Source organism: Streptomyces sp. NPDC025793 (assembly GCF_055558375.1).
This window is the reverse complement of record NZ_JBVHMR010000017.1, coordinates 1-18,664: the sequence shown is the minus strand read 5'-3', so window position 1 is coordinate 18,664 and position 18,664 is coordinate 1. Positions and strand designations below refer to the sequence as shown.

17 protein-coding genes and 1 tRNA gene are annotated in these 18,664 nt (G+C 74.1%); 7 read left to right on the top strand and 11 right to left on the bottom strand.

Annotated elements, in window-relative coordinates; genetic code table 11:
- Window positions 1–11: 11 nt before the first annotated feature.
- Window positions 12–971, bottom strand: coding sequence for a D-2-hydroxyacid dehydrogenase (locus ACZ4MF_RS28620; RefSeq protein WP_467494754.1), 960 nt, complete (start codon window positions 969–971; stop codon window positions 12–14).
- A gap of 174 nt (window positions 972–1,145) precedes the next feature.
- Here ACZ4MF_RS28620 and ACZ4MF_RS28615 point away from each other — a divergent pair, with 174 nt between their 5' ends.
- The 3 genes from ACZ4MF_RS28615 to ACZ4MF_RS28605 all read left to right on the top strand — a co-directional run bounded on the left by ACZ4MF_RS28615 (window position 1,146) and on the right by ACZ4MF_RS28605 (window position 3,952).
- Window positions 1,146–1,940: a maleate cis-trans isomerase family protein gene (locus ACZ4MF_RS28615; protein WP_356038930.1), complete on the top strand. Its 795-nt coding sequence runs from the start codon at window positions 1,146–1,148 to the stop codon at window positions 1,938–1,940.
- Window positions 1,941–1,993: 53 nt separating this feature from the next.
- Entirely contained in the window at window positions 1,994–2,725 is a 732-nt protein-coding gene (locus ACZ4MF_RS28610) for a maleate cis-trans isomerase family protein (protein ID WP_467494753.1), read from the top strand.
- A 129-nt stretch (window positions 2,726–2,854) separates the two neighbouring features.
- The gene (locus tag ACZ4MF_RS28605; protein WP_467494752.1) at window positions 2,855–3,952 is read left to right on the top strand and encodes an LLM class flavin-dependent oxidoreductase; all 1,098 of its coding nucleotides are present in this window, start codon (window positions 2,855–2,857) and stop codon (window positions 3,950–3,952) included.
- A gap of 45 nt (window positions 3,953–3,997) precedes the next feature.
- Here the strand turns inward: ACZ4MF_RS28605 and ACZ4MF_RS28600 are convergent, their stop codons facing one another.
- Complete coding sequence (locus tag ACZ4MF_RS28600) at window positions 3,998–5,827, bottom strand: putative bifunctional diguanylate cyclase/phosphodiesterase (RefSeq protein ID WP_467494751.1); 1,830 nt, start codon at window positions 5,825–5,827, stop codon at window positions 3,998–4,000.
- A 331-nt stretch (window positions 5,828–6,158) separates the two neighbouring features.
- Here ACZ4MF_RS28600 and ACZ4MF_RS28595 point away from each other — a divergent pair, with 331 nt between their 5' ends.
- Entirely contained in the window at window positions 6,159–7,412 is a 1,254-nt protein-coding gene (locus ACZ4MF_RS28595; protein WP_467494750.1) for a M6 family metalloprotease domain-containing protein, read from the top strand.
- Between the two features lie 114 nt (window positions 7,413–7,526).
- Here the strand turns inward: ACZ4MF_RS28595 and ACZ4MF_RS28590 are convergent.
- From ACZ4MF_RS28590 to ACZ4MF_RS28560, 7 genes are all read right to left on the bottom strand, one after another.
- Window positions 7,527–7,600, bottom strand: a tRNA-Lys gene (locus ACZ4MF_RS28590).
- Window positions 7,591–8,223 (bottom strand): bifunctional DNA primase/polymerase, encoded by a 633-nt coding sequence (locus ACZ4MF_RS28585; protein WP_467494749.1) that lies wholly within the window; start codon window positions 8,221–8,223, stop codon window positions 7,591–7,593. The genes ACZ4MF_RS28590 and ACZ4MF_RS28585 overlap by 10 nt, the downstream gene beginning before the upstream one ends.
- Before the next feature lie 107 nt (window positions 8,224–8,330).
- Entirely contained in the window at window positions 8,331–8,699 is a 369-nt protein-coding gene (locus tag ACZ4MF_RS28580; protein WP_467494748.1) for a hypothetical protein, read from the bottom strand.
- 298 nt (window positions 8,700–8,997) lie between these two features.
- Window positions 8,998–10,359 carry an AAA domain-containing protein gene (locus ACZ4MF_RS28575; protein WP_467494747.1) on the bottom strand — a complete coding sequence of 454 codons (1,362 nt, stop codon included), beginning with the start codon at window positions 10,357–10,359 and terminating at the stop codon, window positions 8,998–9,000.
- On the bottom strand, window positions 10,356–11,945 hold the full coding sequence (locus tag ACZ4MF_RS28570; protein ID WP_467494746.1) for a hypothetical protein: 1,590 nt from the start codon (window positions 11,943–11,945) through the stop codon (window positions 10,356–10,358). The genes ACZ4MF_RS28575 and ACZ4MF_RS28570 overlap by 4 nt, the downstream gene beginning before the upstream one ends.
- On the bottom strand, window positions 11,936–13,168 hold the full coding sequence (locus ACZ4MF_RS28565; protein WP_467494891.1) for a hypothetical protein: 1,233 nt from the start codon (window positions 13,166–13,168) through the stop codon (window positions 11,936–11,938). The genes ACZ4MF_RS28570 and ACZ4MF_RS28565 overlap by 10 nt, the downstream gene beginning before the upstream one ends.
- Window positions 13,149–14,090 (bottom strand): phosphatase PAP2 family protein, encoded by a 942-nt coding sequence (locus ACZ4MF_RS28560; RefSeq protein WP_467494745.1) that lies wholly within the window; start codon window positions 14,088–14,090, stop codon window positions 13,149–13,151. The genes ACZ4MF_RS28565 and ACZ4MF_RS28560 overlap by 20 nt, the downstream gene beginning before the upstream one ends.
- A 245-nt stretch (window positions 14,091–14,335) precedes the next feature.
- Between ACZ4MF_RS28560 and ACZ4MF_RS28555 the strand changes: the two genes are divergently transcribed.
- On the top strand, window positions 14,336–14,932 hold the full coding sequence (locus ACZ4MF_RS28555; RefSeq protein ID WP_467494744.1) for a histidine phosphatase family protein: 597 nt from the start codon (window positions 14,336–14,338) through the stop codon (window positions 14,930–14,932).
- 17 nt (window positions 14,933–14,949) lie between these two features.
- On the opposite strand, the gene ACZ4MF_RS28550 is transcribed toward ACZ4MF_RS28555, so the two are convergent.
- Complete coding sequence (locus tag ACZ4MF_RS28550; RefSeq protein WP_467494743.1) at window positions 14,950–16,458, bottom strand: hypothetical protein; 1,509 nt, start codon at window positions 16,456–16,458, stop codon at window positions 14,950–14,952.
- 209 nt (window positions 16,459–16,667) lie between these two features.
- Between ACZ4MF_RS28550 and ACZ4MF_RS28545 the strand changes: the two genes are divergently transcribed.
- Window positions 16,668–17,072: a hypothetical protein gene (locus ACZ4MF_RS28545; protein ID WP_356037671.1), complete on the top strand. Its 405-nt coding sequence runs from the start codon at window positions 16,668–16,670 to the stop codon at window positions 17,070–17,072.
- A 34-nt stretch (window positions 17,073–17,106) separates the two neighbouring features.
- A complete protein-coding gene (locus tag ACZ4MF_RS28540) occupies window positions 17,107–17,997 on the top strand; it encodes a spermidine synthase (protein ID WP_467494742.1) in 891 nt (296 codons plus the stop codon).
- A 3-nt stretch (window positions 17,998–18,000) separates the two neighbouring features.
- On the opposite strand, the gene ACZ4MF_RS28535 is transcribed toward ACZ4MF_RS28540, so the two are convergent.
- Entirely contained in the window at window positions 18,001–18,507 is a 507-nt protein-coding gene (locus ACZ4MF_RS28535) for a hypothetical protein (protein WP_467494741.1), read from the bottom strand.
- Window positions 18,508–18,664: the final 157 nt, after the last annotated feature.

Below are 18,664 nucleotides of genomic sequence, written 5' to 3'. Positions count from 1 at the left end.
CTCCTGGTGGTTCAGTGACCGGGGACGTAGCCGCGTTTCTTGTCGACCACGTTCACCAGTGATCTGCCCGCGGCCCACCGCTCGTACAACTCCACGAACTGCTTGCCGAGTTCGTCGCGCCAGCCGATCGTGTCGCCGCTCATGTGCGGGGAGACGATCAGCCCGGGCAGGCCCCACAGCGGGCTGTCCTCGGGGAGGGGCTCGGTCGTGAACACGTCGAGGGCCGCGCCCGCGATCCAGCGCCGGGTCAGGGCGTGGGCGAGGGCGTCCTCGTCCACCAGCCCGCCGCGGCCCACGTTCACGAAGAACGCGGACGGCTGCATCACGCCGAAGCGGTGGGCGTCGAACATGTGGTGCGTCTGCTCGGTGAGCGGCGCGGCAGCGATCACCCAGTCCGCGCGCGAGACCAGCCGGTCCAGGTCGGCCGGGCCGTGGATGCCGGTCCGCGGGGTCCGCCCGACCAGCGCCGTCGTCACGCCGAGCGCCTTCAGGGTCCGTACGATCGCCCGGCCGATCGGGCCCGAGCCGACCACGCACGCGCGCGTGCCCGCCACCCGCCGGCTCTCCCGGTGCCGCCAGGCCCGCTCCCGCTGGTGCTCCAGCGTGCGCGGCAGATCCTTGGCCACGGCCAGCACCAGCGCCGCCACGTACTCGGCGATCGGCTGGTCGAAGATCCCGCGCGCGTTGGTCACGACCGTGTCGGACGCGGCCAGCTCCGGGCACATCAGATGCTCCACGCCCGCGCTCGCCGTGTGCACCCAGCGCGGCCGGGGCCCCTCCCCCGGCCAGGCCTCGCGGACCGCGTGCGAGGTGAAGTCCCAGACCAGCAGCACGTCCGCCTGCGGCAGCCGCTCGGCCAGCCGGTCCGCGCCGGTGTGCACGACACGGGCGCGACCGGTGAGGCTGCCGAGGCGCGGGAGGGGCTCGGCGTCCAGGACGAGCAGCGTGGGGCGCGTGGGAAGCGTCGTCATACGGGGCGGCTCCGAGCGTCTGACGTGCACGGATTCTCCGCGCATCCTGCGCGGATTGACCACGCTCGCACCCGAACCTACCTTCGTCAACACGGGCGTACTCGCGATTCGTTGCCCGCTCGCCCGCCGCTGTTCGCTTCCACTCGTCCACTTGTCATGAGGCCGGAGCCTGCCATGGACGTTTCCTTTCTGGGCGGACCCTGTCCGCAGCGTGGCGTGGGGGTCGTCGCCCCTTTTGACTTCGCCCTCGACCGGGAGCTGTGGCGCTGGGTGCCCGACGAGGTGTCGCTGCATCTGACCCGCACGCCGTTCGTACCGGTCGAGGTGAGCCTGGACCTGGCCCGGCTGGTCAGCGAGCACGAGACCCTCGGCGACGCGGTCCGCGCGCTGACCGCCGTCGCCCCCGAGGTCGTCGCCTACGCCTGCACCTCGGGCAGCTTCGTCGGCGGGGTCGCCGGGGAACGGGCGATGTGCGCGGCGATGAGCCTCGCCGGCGCCCCGCCCTCGGTGACGACGTCCGGGGCGCTGCTGGAGGCGCTCGCCGAGCTGGACGTGCGCCGGGTCGCGCTGGTCACGCCGTACACGGTGTCCGTCACCCGGGTGCTGGAGGAGTTCATCGCCGAGGGCGGGGTGCAGGTCACCGGGTGCGCCTTCATGGGGCTGACCCGGGAGATCTGGCGGGTGCCGTACCGGGACGTGGTCGCCATGGCCCGGCAGGCGGTCCGCCCCGGCCGGGCCGACGCGCTGTTCATCTCCTGCACCAACCTGCCGACGTACGACGTGATCCCCCAGCTGGAGGCCGAGCTGCGCATCCCGGTGCTGTCTGCCAACCAGGTCACGATGTGGGCGGCGCTGCGCAGGCTGGGTACCCGAGCGGTGGGGCCCTATCAGGCGCTGCTCGACGAGTCGGCGCGGGTGTGGCCGCCGCCCGTACCGCCGGTACTGCCGGAAGAGACGCAGGAATACTGAGGCCGGAGTCAGGAATCAGGAATCCGGAATCAGCAACACGGAAAAGGACGGACATGACCGCACTCGGATTCCTCTACCCGGGCCACTCCGGCGAGGACGACTACCCGCGCATCGAGCAGCTCCTCGGCAGCGACGTCCGGCTGGACCTGATCCACACCGACATCGGTGAGGACGCGCACCGGGTGGACGCGCTGCGCGAGATGGGCTCGCGGGAGCGGCTCGCGGCGGGGATGGCCCAGCTGCGGCTGACGGGCGCGGAGACGGTGGTGTGGGCGTGCACCAGCGGCAGCTTCGTGCACGGCTGGGACGGCGCCCGCGACCAGGTGCGCGCCCTCGCGCAGGTGGCCGGCATGCCCGCCTCGTCGACGTCGTTCGCCTTCGTGCACGCGGCCCAGGAGATCGGGGTACGGCGGGTCGCCGTCGGCGCGACCTACCCGGAGGACGTGGCCGGGCTGTTCGCGGACTTCCTGCGGGCCGGCGGTCTGGAGGTGACCGCGGTGCGCCCGTCCGGGATCGTCACGGCGGCCGAGGTCGGCACGTGGGGGGAGGAGGAGGTGCTGGCGCTGGCCCGCGCGGCGGACGGCGCCGGCGCGCAGGCGGTCCTGCTCCCGGACACGGCCCTGCACACGGCCGCGTATCTGCCGCGGCTGGAGAAGGAGCTGGGCAAGCCGGTGCTCACGGCCAACCAGGTGACCGTGTGGGAGGGGCTGCGGCTGGCGGACCGGCGGGTGAACGCGCCGAGGCTCGGGACCCTGTTCACGCGGGAGCCGATCATCCAGGTCTGAGTCCGGAAGGAGGGGCGGCGCGAAGGGCGGCACGGGAGGTGGAGGTGGCACGGCGGCCGGAATAAACGGAGAGTGCCTCCTGTTACCTGGCGGACGCACAGCGCACGCCACACCACAGGAGGCCACACCGTGTCGGCAGACGAGGCAGACGAGATCCGGGGCACGACACACGGCACCGCCCCCGTCCCCCTCTCCGTACTGGACCTGGTGACCGTCGGCGCGGGCAGTACCGCCGGGGACGCCCTGCGCACCAGCGTCGCGCTGGCGAAGTTCACGGAGGCCCGCGGATTCCACCGGTACTGGGTCGCCGAGCACCACTCCATGCCCGGCGTCGCCTCCTCCTCGCCCGCGGTGATCCTCGCCCACCTCGCCGCCCACACCGAGCGCATCCGGCTCGGCTCGGGCGGCGTCATGCTGCCCAACCACGCGCCGCTCGTGATCGCCGAGCAGTTCGGCACGCTGGAGGCGATGGCCCCGGGCCGCATCGACCTGGGCCTCGGCCGGGCGCCGGGCACGGACGGCGCCACCGCCGCCGCCCTGCGCCGCACCGACACCCTGGCCGAGGGCGCCGACGACTTCCCGCAGCAGCTCGCCGAGCTGACCCGCTTCCTGGACGACGACTTCCCCGACGGGCATCGCTACGGCCGCATCCACGCCATCCCGGGCCCCGTCCAGGCCACCAGCCCCGGCGGTGTCCAGTCCCCGCACCGGCCGCCGGTCTGGCTGCTCGGCTCCTCCGGCTTCAGCGCGCGCCTCGCCGCGATGCTGGGCCTGCCCTTCGCCTTCGCGCACCACTTCTCCGCGCAGAACACCATCCCGGCCCTCGACCTGTACCGCGAGACCTTCCGGCCCTCCGCGGTCCTCGACGAGCCGTACGCCCTCATCGGCGTGTCCACGCTCGCCACGGACGACCCGCGCGAGGCCCGCCGCCAGACCCGGGCGATGGCCCTGAACATGCTCCGGCTGCGCACCGGCCGCCCCGGCCTCTTCCCCGACCCGGCCGAGGCCGAGAAGCACGAGTTCAGCCCGATGGAGGAGGAGTTCATCGACTCCTGGACGGCCAACATCGTGCACGGCACCGCCGACGAGGTCCGCTCCGGCCTCGACGACCTCCACAAGCGCACCGGCGCCGACGAGCTGATGCTCGTCTCCCACGCCCACCGCGGCGAACTGCGGCTGCGCTCCTACGAGTTGATCGCCGACGCCTACGGACTGCCGCAGGCCTGACGCCGTGGTCGCGACGGCGCGGGACGGCCGGGACGGCCGCGCCGGTCAGGGACTCGGGCAGACGTCGGTGCCGAGCAGCTCGGAGATACGATCCGGCGGCACCGGGCGGGAGTACAGCCAGCCCTGCCCGGTGTCGCAGCCGATCCGGCGCAGCCGGGTGGCCTGCGCGGAGGTCTCCACGCACTCGGCGGTCACGGTGATCCCGAGCCGGTGGGCCAGCCGGATCATCGCCTCGACGATGACCTCGTCCGCCGGGTTGGGCGCGATCGCCTTCTGGTCGCCCTCGTACTGGAAGCCGCGCACGAAGGAGCCGTCCAGCTTCAGCGTGGAGACCGGCAGCCGGCTGAGGTAGGCGAGGTTGGAGTAACCGGTGCCGAAGTCGTCGATGGCGATGCGCACGCCCATGTCGCTGAGCGCCTGGAGGGCCTGGAGCGGACGGCCCGCCGAGCCCATCACCGCCGACTCGGTCAGCTCCAGCTGGAGCAGATGCGGCGCGAGCCCGGTCTCGGCGAGCACCTGCGCCACGTCGGCGACCAGGTCGGAGTCCCACACCTGCCGTACGGCCACGTTGACGCTGACGAAGATGGGCGGCTCCCCGGGGTGGTCCAGCTGCCAGCGGCGGGCCTGCCGGCAGGCGGTGTTCAGCACCCAGCGGCCGAGCTGGACGATCGAGCCGTCCTCCTCGGCCAGTCCGATGAACCGATTCGGCGTCAGCGTGCCGAACTGCGGGTGATGCCAGCGCACCAGCGCCTCGACCCCGGACAGCCGGCCGTCCTCCATGCCGACCAACGGCTGGTATTCGAGGGCGAACTCACCGCGCTCGATGGCGGGGCGCAGGGTCGAGGACAGGGCCTGCCGGGTCATCCGGTGCGCGTTGCGCTCGGGGTCGAACAGGGTCCAGCGGCCCTTGCCGTCGGCCTTCGCCCAGTACAGGGTCGTGTCCGCCGCCTGCATGAGACCGGTGGCCGTCGTCCCCGCCGCGTGGCGCTCCACCACCCCGATGGACGCGGTCAGCGACAGCCGCTGGCCGGCCAGGTCGAAGGGGTCCTCCAGGGCCTTCAGCGCCGACTCGGCGAGATCGGCGAGCTGTTCGGTGCCGGTGGAGTCCTCGACCAGCAGCGCGAACTCGTCACCGCCGAGCCGGGCCACCAGGGGGGTGGCGGCGCGGGCGTACCCCGCCTCGTCGGCGACCCGGGTCAGCCGCTCGGCGACGGCCGCGAGCAGCCGGTCGCCGACGCGGTGGCCGAGGGTGTCGTTGACGGCCTTGAAGCCGTCGAGGTCCAGATAGCACAGGCCGATCCGCCCGGTGCCGCTCTGCTCGTACGACTCCGCCTCCAGCGCGCCCGAGAGCCGCTCGAAGAACAGCGTGCGGTTGGGCAGCCGGGTCACCGGGTCGTGCATCTGCAAGTGCCGCAGCCGCGCCTGGAGTTCACGGCGGGCGCTGATGTCCGCGACCGACAGCAGCACGCCGGGCTCCGCGCCCGTGTACGGCGCCGAGGGGGCGTCGCCCGCGAGCGGCGACACGGTGACCTGCACCCACACCGAGTGCCCCTCGGGGTGTTTGAGCCGGCGGGTGCAGCGCAGCCGGGCCTGCCGGCCGCGCAGGACCTCGCGGTAGGCGTGCCAACTGCGGGCGTCCGAGGCCAGGTCCACCAGATCGGCGGCGACCCGGCCGGTGAGGGGGGTGTCCGCGGACATGCCGAGGAGTTCCCCGAAAGCCGCGTTCGCGCGGACGACGAGTCCCGCGCGGTCCACGACGGCCATGGCGAGCGGGGCCGCCGCGAAGACACGGCGATAGAAGGTGTGATCACTGTCTGTAACGGCTGACCGGTCGAGGTCTGCCTCGGGCGTCGGCCCTTCGGACGTTCCGCTCACCGCTCGCTCCCGCAGTGCACTCGATCTCTGTCCGTGCCGGAAAGTGTGCCGATCATAGAGGCTGGCCCCGGGCCCTTCCAGCCACTCTCCAGTGTCCCGGATCGAGCAAGGGTTCTGACAGATCGTTTCTGCCCGCACCTGGGCGGGTTCTTCAAGCCGCCGACCAGTTGTGACGTTCCGTGAGTGATGCGGGGTGTCGAGCGCCGGGGTGCGCCGGTGCGCGGCGGGGCGCGCTCACCCTTCCGGTGCAGGCAAACAGGGCATGGCGCAATAAACGCGCCAATCTGGAGGGTGGGTCCCTGAATCGCGTCCGGAGGTCACGTCCGTGCCCATGCTGCGCAGCACCGCCGCCGTGTGCACCACGCTGTCGGCGCTCGCCGCCACCTCGATCCTCGGCAGCCCCTCGGCGGCCGAGCCCTTCTCCACCACCCCCTGCGCCCTGCACCGCACCGACGACCACCACTCGGAGGGCCTGGACGCCTGGAACCCGGACTACACCCACCCGACCGGCGCCCTCGACGCCGTCCTGGTCTTCCTCTCCTTCCCGGACGCCACCCCCCGCGTGACCCCCGCCCAACTGGCGGCCGATCACTTCCCGGCCACCAGCCGCTACTACGAGCAGGCCTCCTACGGCCGCTTCACCCTGCGCCCGCACCCGCTGAAGCACTGGCTGCGCATGCCGAAGCCGTCCACGGCGTACGCCATGAAGCGCGACTGGAGCGCCGAGGACCGCGGCGCCTACCTGCGGGACGCGTTCGCGGCGGCCGACCGGGAGGTCGACTTCTCCCGCTACCAGGTCGTGTACCTGGTCGCCGACCCGGACGCGCCCGGCGTCGACTCGGACGCCACGAAGGTCGTGAACCTCGACACGCCGATCCACGTGGACGGCACGGACGTCCGCCGGGTCGTCACGGTCTTCGAGAGGCACCCGCCGGACCGGCTGGTCCTCGCCCACGAGACCGGCCATGTCTTCGACCTGCCCGACCTCTACCACCGCCCGGTCGACGGCAAGGGCGACTGGGACACCTACGTCGGCGACTGGGATCTGATGGGCAGTCAGTTCGGGCTCGCGCCCGACCTGTTCGCGTGGCACAAGTGGAAACTGGGCTGGCTGGATCCGCGCCAGGTGGTGTGCGTGCGCGGTGCGCGGCCGACCCGGCTGACCCTGGAGCCGCTGGAGGCCGGCCCCGGCGTCCCGGTGCGGGACACGGCGGGCGCCCCGGCCTTCGGGCTCGGGCACGGGGTGAAACTGGCGGTCGTCCGCACCGGCGCCGACAGTGCCCTCGCCTTCGAGGTGCGCAGCGCGGCCGGCAACGACCGGGCCGCGTGCAGGCAGGGCGTCCTGGTGTACCGCGTCAGGAGCGGCGCGCAGTCCGGCGGCGGCCCGGTGCAGGTCGTGGACGCCCACCCGCACACCGAGGCCTGCTGGGAGAACTCGGTCCGTCCGCCCCTCGCCGACGCCCCGGTCGCCCTCGGTGAGAGCTTCACCGTGCCCGGGGACGGCGTGCAGGTGGAGGCCGAGGACCGGACGGCGTCGGGGGCGTGGACGGTGCGGATCACGCCGCGGCTGAAAGACGAGGGCTGAGCGCCGTGCGCCGTCGAAGGGGGTACGTACAAGGGGCGGGTACGTACAAGGGGGGTGCATACGAGAACGGCGGGTCCGATTCCTTCGAATCGGACCCGCCGTTCTTCACGCGCGTGCGCCGCCAGGGACTCGAACCCCGGACCCGCTGATTAAGAGTCAGCTGCTCTAACCAACTGAGCTAGCGGCGCCTGCTGACGTCGTAGACCTTAGCATCCTGGTCGGCGGGAGGAAAAATCGATATCCGCACCGCAGCGCGGGCGGCTCGTACGGCCGCCCAGAGCACCACCTCGGGCCCCGGCAGCCACGGGTGCCGCTGGTCCGGCGCCACCAGCCAGCGCGACTCGCCCGCGACGGGGGCGTCGCCGCACGGGGCGGGGACGGTCACCGCGTCGCCGGTGCCGTGGCACAGCAGCGGCGGGACCGCCTGCGTACGGTGCGAGCCCCACTCCTCCCAGGCCAGCAGTGAGGGCAGCCGCTGGGCCGTGCCCGGGGTGGAGAACAGCAGCATGCGGCCCCGGAACATCGCGACCGGGCCCGAGCCCGGACCCTCGTCCCACAGCTGGTCCAGCATCCGGCGCCCGAAGACCGCGGGGGCGCTCACCACGTCGAAGGCGGTGCCGCAGGGCAGGACGACCGGGGTGTCGGGGTGCTGCCGCCAGTGGGTGAGCGTGCTCCGGGGATATGTCCCTGTCGAAGCGAGCCAGGCGACGCCGTCGGCGGTGACTCGGGTGACGTTCGGTGTGCTGCTCATACCGCCAGGTGTACCGGGGGTGAGCGGGCCGTTCTTCTGAGTTGCCGAAAACCGGGACAACGGGGGTGGGGGAGGAGTATCTTGCCCGCCTGGCATATGCCAGACGGGTTGACGTATCGCGTTGACGCACCGGGTTGACGGTGTCGACGGTCACACGGGGACGACGGTCACACGGGGTCGGGGGTCGTCCGCCCCTCGCTGTCGCCCCGCAGCAGGTCCCGGCCGAACTCGACCATCCGCTTCGCGTAGTCCTCGGTCCACTCCGCGCGCTCGGCGATGTCGGCCGGGGTCAGCCGGTCGAAGCGACGCGGGTCGGCGAGCTGGGCCGCCGCGATGGCCTGGAACTCCATCGCCCGGTCGGCGGCCGCGCGGAACGCCTGGGTCAGCTCCGTCGCCCGGGCCAGCAGCGCTCGCGGATCCTCGATCGACTCCAGATCGAAGAAGTGCTCGGGATCGGAGGCCGCCTCCACGGGCTCGAAGAGCAGGGGCGCGGGGCGTAGCCGCGGTTCGTCACGACGCGGCGTGGGCTCCGCCATGTCTTGTCTCCTCCTCGTACGGTTCGCTGGGCACCACCTACGGGTGGGCCACCGTCCATTGTCCCGCGCCTTCGCAAGAGCCCCTCCCGGGTGACCTACGGCTGTTCGTGCGGGGGTGGGTTCCGTCGTGGGCGCCGGCTGGCCCGGTGTTCGGCGAGGTGGGCCAGGATCGCGTGGTTCGCCTCCCGGCCGTCCGGGGCTGTGACCTTCGGCCGCCTCCGGCGGTGTGCCGGACTCCGTCCGGCGAGGGGGGCGGTGCTGAGCCGGGTGTCCGCCGACCTGGTGCCCGGTGTGCCGGTCATGGGCGCCAGCTGACCCGGTGTTCGGCGAGGTGGGCCAGGATCGCGTGGTTCGCCTCCCAGCCGTCCGGGAACTTCACCAGCGTGCCCAGCTGGACCGGTTCCGTGGAGGGGTAGTCGTCGAGGAGGTCGCCCACGCCCGCGCGGCAGACCACGATGCAGGCGTGGCGGTGCCGGGAGGCGAGGACGCACAGGCGGCCGGTCTCCAGGTGGAAGGCCGTGGCGTCGGGGCGGCCGGACAGTGGGTGCAGGACGACCGTGACGTCGTACTCGCGGCCCTGGAGCCGGTTGGCCGTGTCGACCGTCACGTCCGCTGCGCCCAGCTCGGCGAGCGCCGCGCGGACCGCCGCCGCCTGGTCGCGGTGGGCCGTGCCGACGGCGACGCGGTCGGGGGTGAGGGGGGAAGGGTCCGGGGAGCGCTCGGAGGTGGCCGCGCCGCCGCGGTCCAGCAGCCGGCGTACCACCGCGGCCACCGCGCGGACCGCCTCCGGATCCGTGCGCGGAGTGTGCCGGGCGGGCAGCTCCAGCAGGCCCCAGCCGGAGCGCGCCGCCTCGTCGATCACCCGGTCCGGGCCGGAGCCGTCGGACGGGACGGCGAAGGTCAAGGCGCGGTCGCCGTGGTCCGTGCCGCTGCGGAACGGGGTGTACGGGTAGAACGCGTCCGAGACCAGCGGGGCCGCCGAGGCCGGGAGCCGCCAGGACACCGGCAGGCGGTGCTGCGGCAGGGCCGGGTTGTGCGCCAGGAGCGTGCTGACGGCGGAGGCCGAGGGGTCGTACGACAGGCCCGCCCACTGCTCGCTGCCGACGATCGCGAACGGGTCCAGCTGGCCCGGGTCGCCCACGAACAGCGCCCGCTCGAACAGCCCGGCCACGGCCAGCAGCGAGTCCGAGCGCATCTGGTACGCCTCGTCCACGATCGCGTGCCGCCACGGCTCGTCCACCGTGACGTGCGCCCACTTCGCGGCCGTGGACAGGACGACGGGCAGGTCCTTCAGGTCGGCCGCCTTCGCCGAGGTGCGGACCTGGGGCAGTTCGTCGAGCGCCGGGTCGTACGCGTCCGCGTCGCTGCTGTGGAGGCGGCCGACGGGCAGCTCCGGGTTCTTCTCGGCGAGCCGCAGGACCAGATCGTCCACCTGGGCGTTCGTCTGAGCCACCACCATCAACGGGCGCCCGGCGTCGGCCAGTTCGAGGGCCGCGCGGACCACCAGCGTGGACTTGCCGGCACCCGGCGGGGAGTCCACGACCACGCCCCGCTCGGTGCCGTGCAGGGTGTCGCGCAGGATCGCGTCGGTGGCGCGGGCGGCAGCGGCTCCGGGGTCGAAGCCGACCGCCGACGCAGGATGCGGATGCGCGGGGCTCACAGGACGTCCTCCTCGGTCACGGCGTCAGGGGCCTCCGGCGCGGGCTCGCCCGGCGGACCGCCGTGCGTCCACGGGGTCTGCTCCGGGTCGGGCAGCTTCGCGCCGCCGCGCTGCTCGTGCTCGAACAGCGTGAAGCAGATCCGGTCGCCCTTGTCCGGCACCGAACCGGGCTCCGGCTCCTTGCCGCGGCCCATCTTGTCCAGCACCCGCAGGACCAGCACTCCGTCGGCCTCCTGCCCGACCACCTCCGCCGACTGCGGCCTGCCGCCCAGCGAGCGGTACACCTTCGCCCGCTCGGCCGTCTGCGGCCGGTCGTCCGTGCGGACCGTCACCAGCGGGCGAGGGCTCGGCCGCCTGCCCTCGCTGTACGCCATGACGACATCGATCACCTCGCCCGCGAACGCCTCCCCGGCCAGCCGCCGCCCCGCCATCACCAGCGGGTCGTCCAGCGCCTCCTGCGCCTCCAGCCGGGCCTGCTCACGCTCGCGCGTGGCCAGCTTGTTCGCCGCCGTCACCGCGTCGTCCCGGCGCGGCTGCGGGGGCTCGCCCGCCAGCACCCGGTCCCGGTGGCCCGTGAACGACCAGCGGTCCCGGGTCCAGCGCTCCTCGGCGTACGCGCCCCGGGGCAGCTCCCGCAGCAGGTCCAGGCCCCGCCACACCGCGTCCCAGGTCGGCCGGGTACGGCCGGCCACCAGGTCGCGGATCTCCCGCTCGGCCGCCGTGAGCGCGGCCAGCCGGTCGTCGGCGGTCACGGCGTCCTCGGCGGCGGCGAGCGCGGCACGCGCGCGGTCGTAGCGCTCGATCGCCGGGGCCAGCAGCTTGTTGTCGAACGCCGGGTCGGTGGCCGGACCGGCCGGCGGGCAGAGCAGCTGGCCGTCGGCGTCCCGGGCCAGCTCGGCCGCGCGCGCGGCCTGCGCGCCCGAGATGCCCTCGGGCGGGTCGATCCAGGCCAGCAGCGCGCCCAGATGCTGGTCCTCCAGGCTGGACTGGCCGGTGGCCCAGTGCCGCGAGAGCACGTCGGTGAGGGCGAGCAGCAGCGAGGAGCCGGGGACGCGGGCCCGCTCGCCGTAGTGGGTCAGCCAGCGGCCCAGCAACGGAATGCGCGGCGGCGCCGGATGGGGCGCCTCGGGGTCCTGCTCGGCCGTACGGCGAAAGCGCGTCGAGCGGCCCAGCAGCCGGACGAAGTCCAGGCCCGCGCGGCTCGGCACGATCAGCTGGGGCGCGTCCGCGCACAGCTCCACCTCGACCTTGACCCGCTTGCCGGTCTCCGGGTCGGTCTCGGTGCGCTCGGCCGCCTCCACGGACTCCGCGTGGGCGTCGATGTACGGCAGCACGACGTCGGCCAGGTCGGCGAGGAAGCCGAAGCGCAGGTCGCGGTCGCGGGGCTGCGGCACGACCAGCAGGCGGGGCGCGTCCCGGTCGGTGCCGACCAGCGCGCCCAGCGGGGCGCCGGTCTCACCGGCGGTGGTGAGCGGCACGAACACCAGCGGACGCGCGGACAGATGCCGGTGCCGGACGGTCGCGACGGGCTGGGCCCGGCCGCTGTCGACGGCCTCGAACCGGGCCAGGGTCGTGATCAGCGACACGCGGTCACCTCCTCCGGCGAGCCGACGCGCCCGCCCGGCACACCCGCCACCCCCTTAGTCGCTGCGGCGCCCACGTCCGGCGCGCCCGGTGCGCCGGCCAGTGCCTCGGCGCGCAGAGCGGCGGCCCGGCGCAGGGCCGCGACCGCCGGGTCGTCCGGGTCGCCCCGCTCGCCCCGGGCCGCCGCGAGGACGTCCTCGACCGTGGCCAGACCGCCCAGTTCGGCGCGCAGCGGCCGGCCGAGGCGGGTGACGGCGCCTGCCGCACGCGCGCGGTCCCGGCAGTGGAAGGCCAGTTCGCACGCGGACAGGCACTCCGGCGCGTAGGTCGCCGGGACCGCCGCCACGGCCGCCGTCAGCTCCCCGGCACTGCGGTCGGGCGCGAAGCACGCGCCCTCGGGCAGGGCGTCGGCGATCTCCTCGATCCGGGTGAGCCGGGCCAGCTGGCGCGCGGTGACGGCGCGCTGCCTGCGCACGTCCACGGCCGATCCGGCCGCCAGGTTGGAGAAGTCCTTCGGGCACACCAGCAGCACCCGGTGCCGCACGCGCGGGGCCGGAGCGCTGTCCTGCGCGCTCGCCTCCCCGGCACCGGCGCGCCCCTCCGGCTCCGCGCCGAGGCGCCCGGCCACCTCCTCCAGGGCCAGCACGTACACCGCCGCCTGGCGGGCCGCCGCGCCGACCTTCGCCGGATCCGCCGCGCCGTCCAGCATCGGGAAGGACTTGATCTCCACCACCGACCAGCTGCCGTCGGGGTGCACCACCACCGCGTCCGGCTCCAGGAAGGCGAGCGAACCCGCCACGTCCAGCGCCAGCATCGGATGGTCCAGCAGCGTCCAGCCACCCGCGCGCGTGGCCTCCCGCAGCGCCAGTGCCGTACGCGCCGTACGCCCCTCGGGGCCGTGCGCGGTCAGGTCGGGCACGGCGGCGCCCTCGGGCGGCGCGGCGTCCGGGTCGAGGCGGGCGTGCGCCAGGTGCAGCAGCTCCGCACCGCCGTCCGCCTTCACCCGCGCCTCGAACGCGTTGCCCCGCGTCAGCGCGAACTGCGACTGCCCGAAACCGGACGGTGCACCCAGCGCGCTCGCCAGCCGCGCCTTGTCCACCCCGGCGCCGTCCAGGATCGCCCGCCTGCGGCACCCGGGGTTCGCGGCGAGCGCCGCGAGGGCGCGGGCGTCCAGGGCCTTGGCCGGTACGTCGGGACCGCGCAGCTCAGCGAGCCGATGCCGCAGCCCCTTCGCCCTCGTCGCTGGGGGACGTGTCGGGTCCGGCCCCGGCGTCGAGCCGAGACTCGCGCTGCCGTGGAATTCGCTCACCCGCGGAAGTCTGGCATCCGCCACTGACAATCGGGGAAACCGTGGCGTCGGCGACCGGTGCGAGGCGCGGGAACAGGCGGGTCCGGAGCCGGTCCAGGACCCGCGTCACACGCGGCGCCAGCAGGTGTCCGACGCCCATCACGGCGACGCCCGCGACCGCGTCCAGCAGATAGTGGTTGGCGGTGCCCATGACCACCAGCGCGGTGCCCAGCGGGTAGGCGACACCGAGGATCCTCGCCACGCGCGTGCCGCTGTGCCGCCACAGCATCACCCCGCACCACAGCGCCCAGCCGACGTGCAGGCTCGGCATCGCCGCGTACTGGTTGGTCATCCCGCCCAGCCCGCGCGGCGCGCTGGCGTCGCCGCCCCACCAGCCGTAGGAGCTGTAGTGCGCCATGGTGTCCACGAAACCGTGCCCGGCGGCGAGCAGCCGGGGCGGGCAGGTCGGCAGCAGCGTGAAGCCGATCAAGCCGATGAACGTGGACGTCATCAGCCAGGTGCGGGCCCGCCGGTAGTGCTCGGAGCGGGCCCTGAACAGCCAGATCAGGATCGCGGGTGTGATCAGGTAGTGCAGCGAGGCGTACCAGAAGTCCGCCGGTACGCCGAGCCAGGGCTCGCGCGTGAAGAGCCGGTTGAGCGGGTGCTCGGCGTTGAGGTGCAGGGTGTCCTCGATGCGCAGGATCGCCAGGCCGTGGTCCACGGCGGAGGCGACGTCACCGCGCACGAGCAGGCGGCCCGCCGAGTAGCAGCCGTAGACCAGGAGGATCAGCGGCAGCTCGGTCCACCAGCGCAGCCGGGTGGGCGGGGCCGCCCCGGTGCTCGGTGTCTCGGTCGGCATGGATCGCCCTCCCCCTTGTCGTGCTGTGCGGCCCGCGCCCCGCAGGGCGACCGTGCCACTTTACGGTGTTCGTCCGTCGCCCCCGCGGGCGCGCCCTCTCCGCTCAGGAGGGGCCCGGGCGCTCGCCCGGGCGACGCGCCCCGCGGGCACTCAGACCTCGAAGACGCCGAGATCGCCCGCGGGGTTGCCCCGGCACGGGGTGAGCGATGATGGAGGGGTCCCCTTCGCATCCGGAAAGGTCTCCCATGGCACCGCGCATCCTGCTGGCCCGGCACGGACAGACCGCATGGTCACTGTCCGGCAAACACACGGGCCGGACGGACGTACCGCTGCTGGAGGAGGGCCGACGCGGCGCCAAGCTGCTCGGTGAGCGCCTGCACAGCGCCCCGCTGGACGGGCTGCCGGACGTGGAGGTGCGCACCAGTCCGCTGGTACGCGCGCGTGAGACGTGCGATCTGGCCGGCTTCGGCGACCGCGCCGCCGACTGGGACACGCTCATGGAGTGGGACTACGGCGCCTACGAGGGCCTGACCCCCGCCGAGATCCACGCCGGGCGGCCGGACTGGCTGATCTGGCGGGACGGCGTTCCGGAGGGCGAGACCCTCGCGGAGGTCACCGCGCGCGCGGACGAGGTGGTCTCGTGGGCGCGCTCGGCCGACCGCGACGTCCTGATCTTCGCCCACGGCCACATCCTGCGCTCCATAGGCGCCCGCTGGCTGGGCCTTCCGCTGGCCTTCGGCGCCCGCCTCCGGCTGAACCCGACGTCGCTGTCGGTCCTGGGCTGGGCGTACGGGGAGCCGGCCGTCCACAGCTGGAACGACGTGGGCCACCTGGCGTCCTGAGTCCGTCCCGAGTCCGGTCAGACCCGCCCCGGCCTCGGCACGCATGCGTGCCGGTCCAGGAACTCGGAGACCCCGGACGCCCGCCGGTGCGGCAGCAGCACCCGTGCCGTACCCGCCAGCATGCTCTGGATCCGTGAGGACTGGACCTGGTCCAGCAGGGAGAGCACCCGCATCCCGGCGGCGGCGGCCTCGTCCGGCCGCCCCTCACGGGCGAGATCGTCGGCCAGTTCGGCGGTGTAGAGCGCGATGTTCCGGCTGAAGTGAGGATCCTGCAACTCGGTCGCGCGGTACGCGTGCCGTGACGCGCGCCGCCAGTCGCCCAGCGTGGACCAGCACTGCGCCTCCAGTCCCTCCAGCTCGGCCTCGCCGTAGAAGCTCATCCACTCGGGGTCGGCGTCCGAGCGGCCGCGGATGAAGAGGGTCTGGGCCCGCACGAGCGCCTGCTCGCAGCCGGTGCGGTCGGCGAGCCCCGCCCAGCCGCCCGCCTCGCGCAGGGCCAGCAGGGACATCAGCCGGGCGGAGCCGAGCGGGCGGGCGGCGCGCTGGGCGGCCTGGGCCGCGCGGACCGCCTCGCGGGGCCGGCCGGCGTCCCGCGCGAGGAACGCGGTGTTGCAGAAGGCGTGCGCCTCCAGGGCCGGGTCCCCGGTCATCCGGGCCGTGGCCAACGCCTCCGCGTAGTGCGAGCGGGCATCCTCGAAGCGGCCCGAGTCATGGGCCAACCAGCCCACGGAGATGGCGAGTTCACCGGCGCCCGAGTGCAGCCGGTCGGCGGTCGTCTGCCGGGTCGCGCCGGCGTCCAGCAGCGCGTAGGCGGCGCGCAGCGGAGCCGCCGCGCGCCGGTAGAGGCCGTCCGCGCCGTGCCGGTCGTCGAGCAGCCGGATGCGGCGGACGGCCTCCTCCAGGGCGGTCGCCTCGGTCGTTCCGGCGCGCCCGGGGCGTCTGACGGCGGCCGCTGTGTCCGGGGCGAGCCCCAGTGGGGCCAGCGTGACGGCGGCCATCGTGGCGCCGCCGCCGGTCATGAATGCGCGACGCAGCACGTCGCTCTCCTCGTGGTTCAGGTGGTGGTTCTCGTACGGCTCGCGCGGGTCATACGGCTCGTGCGGGTCGTACGGGTGGTGCGGGTCGTGCCGGTCGTGCTGGTCCTGCGGGTCGCACGCGTCGTGCGGGTCCTGCGTGTCATACGGCCCGGAGGCCGCCCGCGGCTCACCGAGCCCGTCCACGGCCGGGCGCGCCGCCCGCCCGCGCACGGACGAACGCGGCGCGAAGCCGAGGTCGGTGAGCGTGCGGCCGGGGAACATGTGCAGGAACACCCGCTCGTACGCGTAGTTCGGGCAGCGGATCTCACCCGCCTCGACCCTGCCGATGTACCGCGCGTCACAGCTCACCCGCTCACCGATCTCGCGCGCGGCACGCCGTACGAGCGCCGCGAACTCGGCCGGTGAGCGCCTGCCGCGCAACTGCCGGAAGGCGAGGTTGGGCCGTGGTGGCCGTTCGGACTGTGACGAGGTCACGGTTGACGACGCCATGGCCGGGTCCTCTCGTGCGAACCGTCGAACCGGGCATGAACGTACCTGCTGTGACGGACCCGCCACGCGGTGTTTAGCTACAAACCGGATATCTCATCCACGATCTGCCATGAAGTGCCATCCTTTGCGGCGCACTTGCGCCGTAGCCGTTGACGCCCTCGCGCGTTGGACGGGTTGGACCGCAACAGTGCTGTGTGGTGGAGGCCGGCATGGAGACCAGCCAGAGCAACGAACCGTGTACGTCGTCGCCGTCGGGCGCGGCTGACGAGGCGGTGTGCGACCTCGTGACGGTGCCGGCCCGGCAGGGGCTGGAGGCGGTCGACATCCTGCGGCGCGGCTCCGGCGACGCGATGGGGCCCGTGCTCCACGACGGCGGCTGCGACACCCTCGGCTTCCTGGTCCCGGCCGGCACCGCGGCCTGCTGGGACGTGCCGGGCAGCACCTGCACCGGGACCGACGGGCGCGGCATGCGCCTGGCCCCCGAGCCGCCGGTGGAGGGCTCCGACTGGTTGCTGCCGCCCGGCGGCGCCGACCTCGCCACCGACCCGGTGGTGCTGCGCGAGGCGCTCGGCGAGGCCGCTCGGCTGATCGAGGCGGCCGACAGCTGCCGGTGAGGCACCCGGCCCCGGCACCTGCGAAAATGGGCCGGTGGGCAGGTCGAGGAGTACGAGAGACACGGGGCACACCGGGCGGCGCAGGCCGGCCGCCGCACAGCCCGTGGTGGAGGCGGTCGACGGCGGGCTCGCCGAGCTGGTCCCGGACCCCGACCGCGGCCGGGCCTGGACGCTGCTGATCGACGGCGCCCCGCAGTCGCACGTCGACCTGGACGACCCCGCGTACCTCTCCTTCGAGTACCAGCGCCGCCTCGGCCATGTCATCGACCTCGTCGCCCCGCCCGGCAAGCCCGTACAGGCGGTGCACCTCGGCGGCGGCGCGTTCACCCTCGCCCGGTACGTCGCCGCCACCCGGCCCCGCGCCACCCAGCAGGTCGTCGAGCGGGACGCGAGCCTGGTGCAACTGGTGCGCCGGGAACTGCCGCTGGACCAGGGCGCCCGGATCAGGGTCCGTTCGGCGGACGCGCGCGTGGGGCTCGGCAAAGTCCCCGACGGCTGGGCGGACTTGATCATCGCCGACGTGTTCAGCGGCGCCCGCACCCCGGCCCACCTCACCTCCACCGAGTTCCTGGACGAGGTCCGCCGGGCGCTGGGGCCCTTCGGGGTCTACGCCGCGAACCTCGCCGACGGCCCGCCGCTCGCGCATCTGCGCGGCCAGATCGCCACCGCCGCCGCCCGGTTCGCCGAACTCGCGCTGATCGCCGACGCGGCCGTCCTGCGCGGCAAGCGCTTCGGCAACGCGATCCTCGTGGCCTCGAACGCCCCGCTCCCGCTCGCCGAACTCACCCGGCGCGCCGCCTCCGACCCACATCCCGCCCGCGTCGAACACGGCAAGCCGCTCACCGACTTCACGGGCGGGGCCGTACCCGTGACGGACGCGGCGGCCGTGGCCTCCCCGGCGCCACCGCTCTCCGTCTTCCGCTGAGGGCTAGTAGTTCCCGACCTCGACATGCGGCGGCCCGTCGTGCCAGGTGCAGAACACCGACACGCGGTCCGTGCCCCGGCTGAACTCCACCCGGATCCAGGTGTCGGTCTTCCACACCTGCATCGACCAGCCGGTCCCCGGCGTCGCCGAGACGAGCGTGGCGTCCGCCGCGCCCAGGTCGAACACCGCCCGGCCGCCGCCGGTGTCGTACGCCCTGACCTGGCCGGAGGCGGTCGCGGAGGCGGATGGGCCAGGAGCGCGGACCGGGGTCCGGGCGGGGGTCGGGGTCGGGCTCGGTGAGGGGGTGCGCACAGGGCCTGCGGAGGCGGACGGCGGCGGGGGCGCGGGCGTCGAGGACCGGTCCCGCGCGTCGGCCGCCGTGATCGGCAGGGCGCGCGGCGGGTCGTACGCCGTCCCCGCCATGACCGTGTGCACACCCCACCACGACAGCGTGACCGCCGCTCCCGTCGCGAGCAGCCACGCCATCACCGGTACGAGTCCTTTGCGCATCGCGGGCCATACTGCCTCAGGACCCGCACGGGTTGTCCACAGGGCTGGAGTTGTCCACAGGCCGGGTAGGAGGCGGGGCCCCAAAAATGACCGCCTCCGAATCCACGGTGATCATGGCCCCTCGCCTTCGATCCTCTCGTTCGGCCCCTCGAACGCC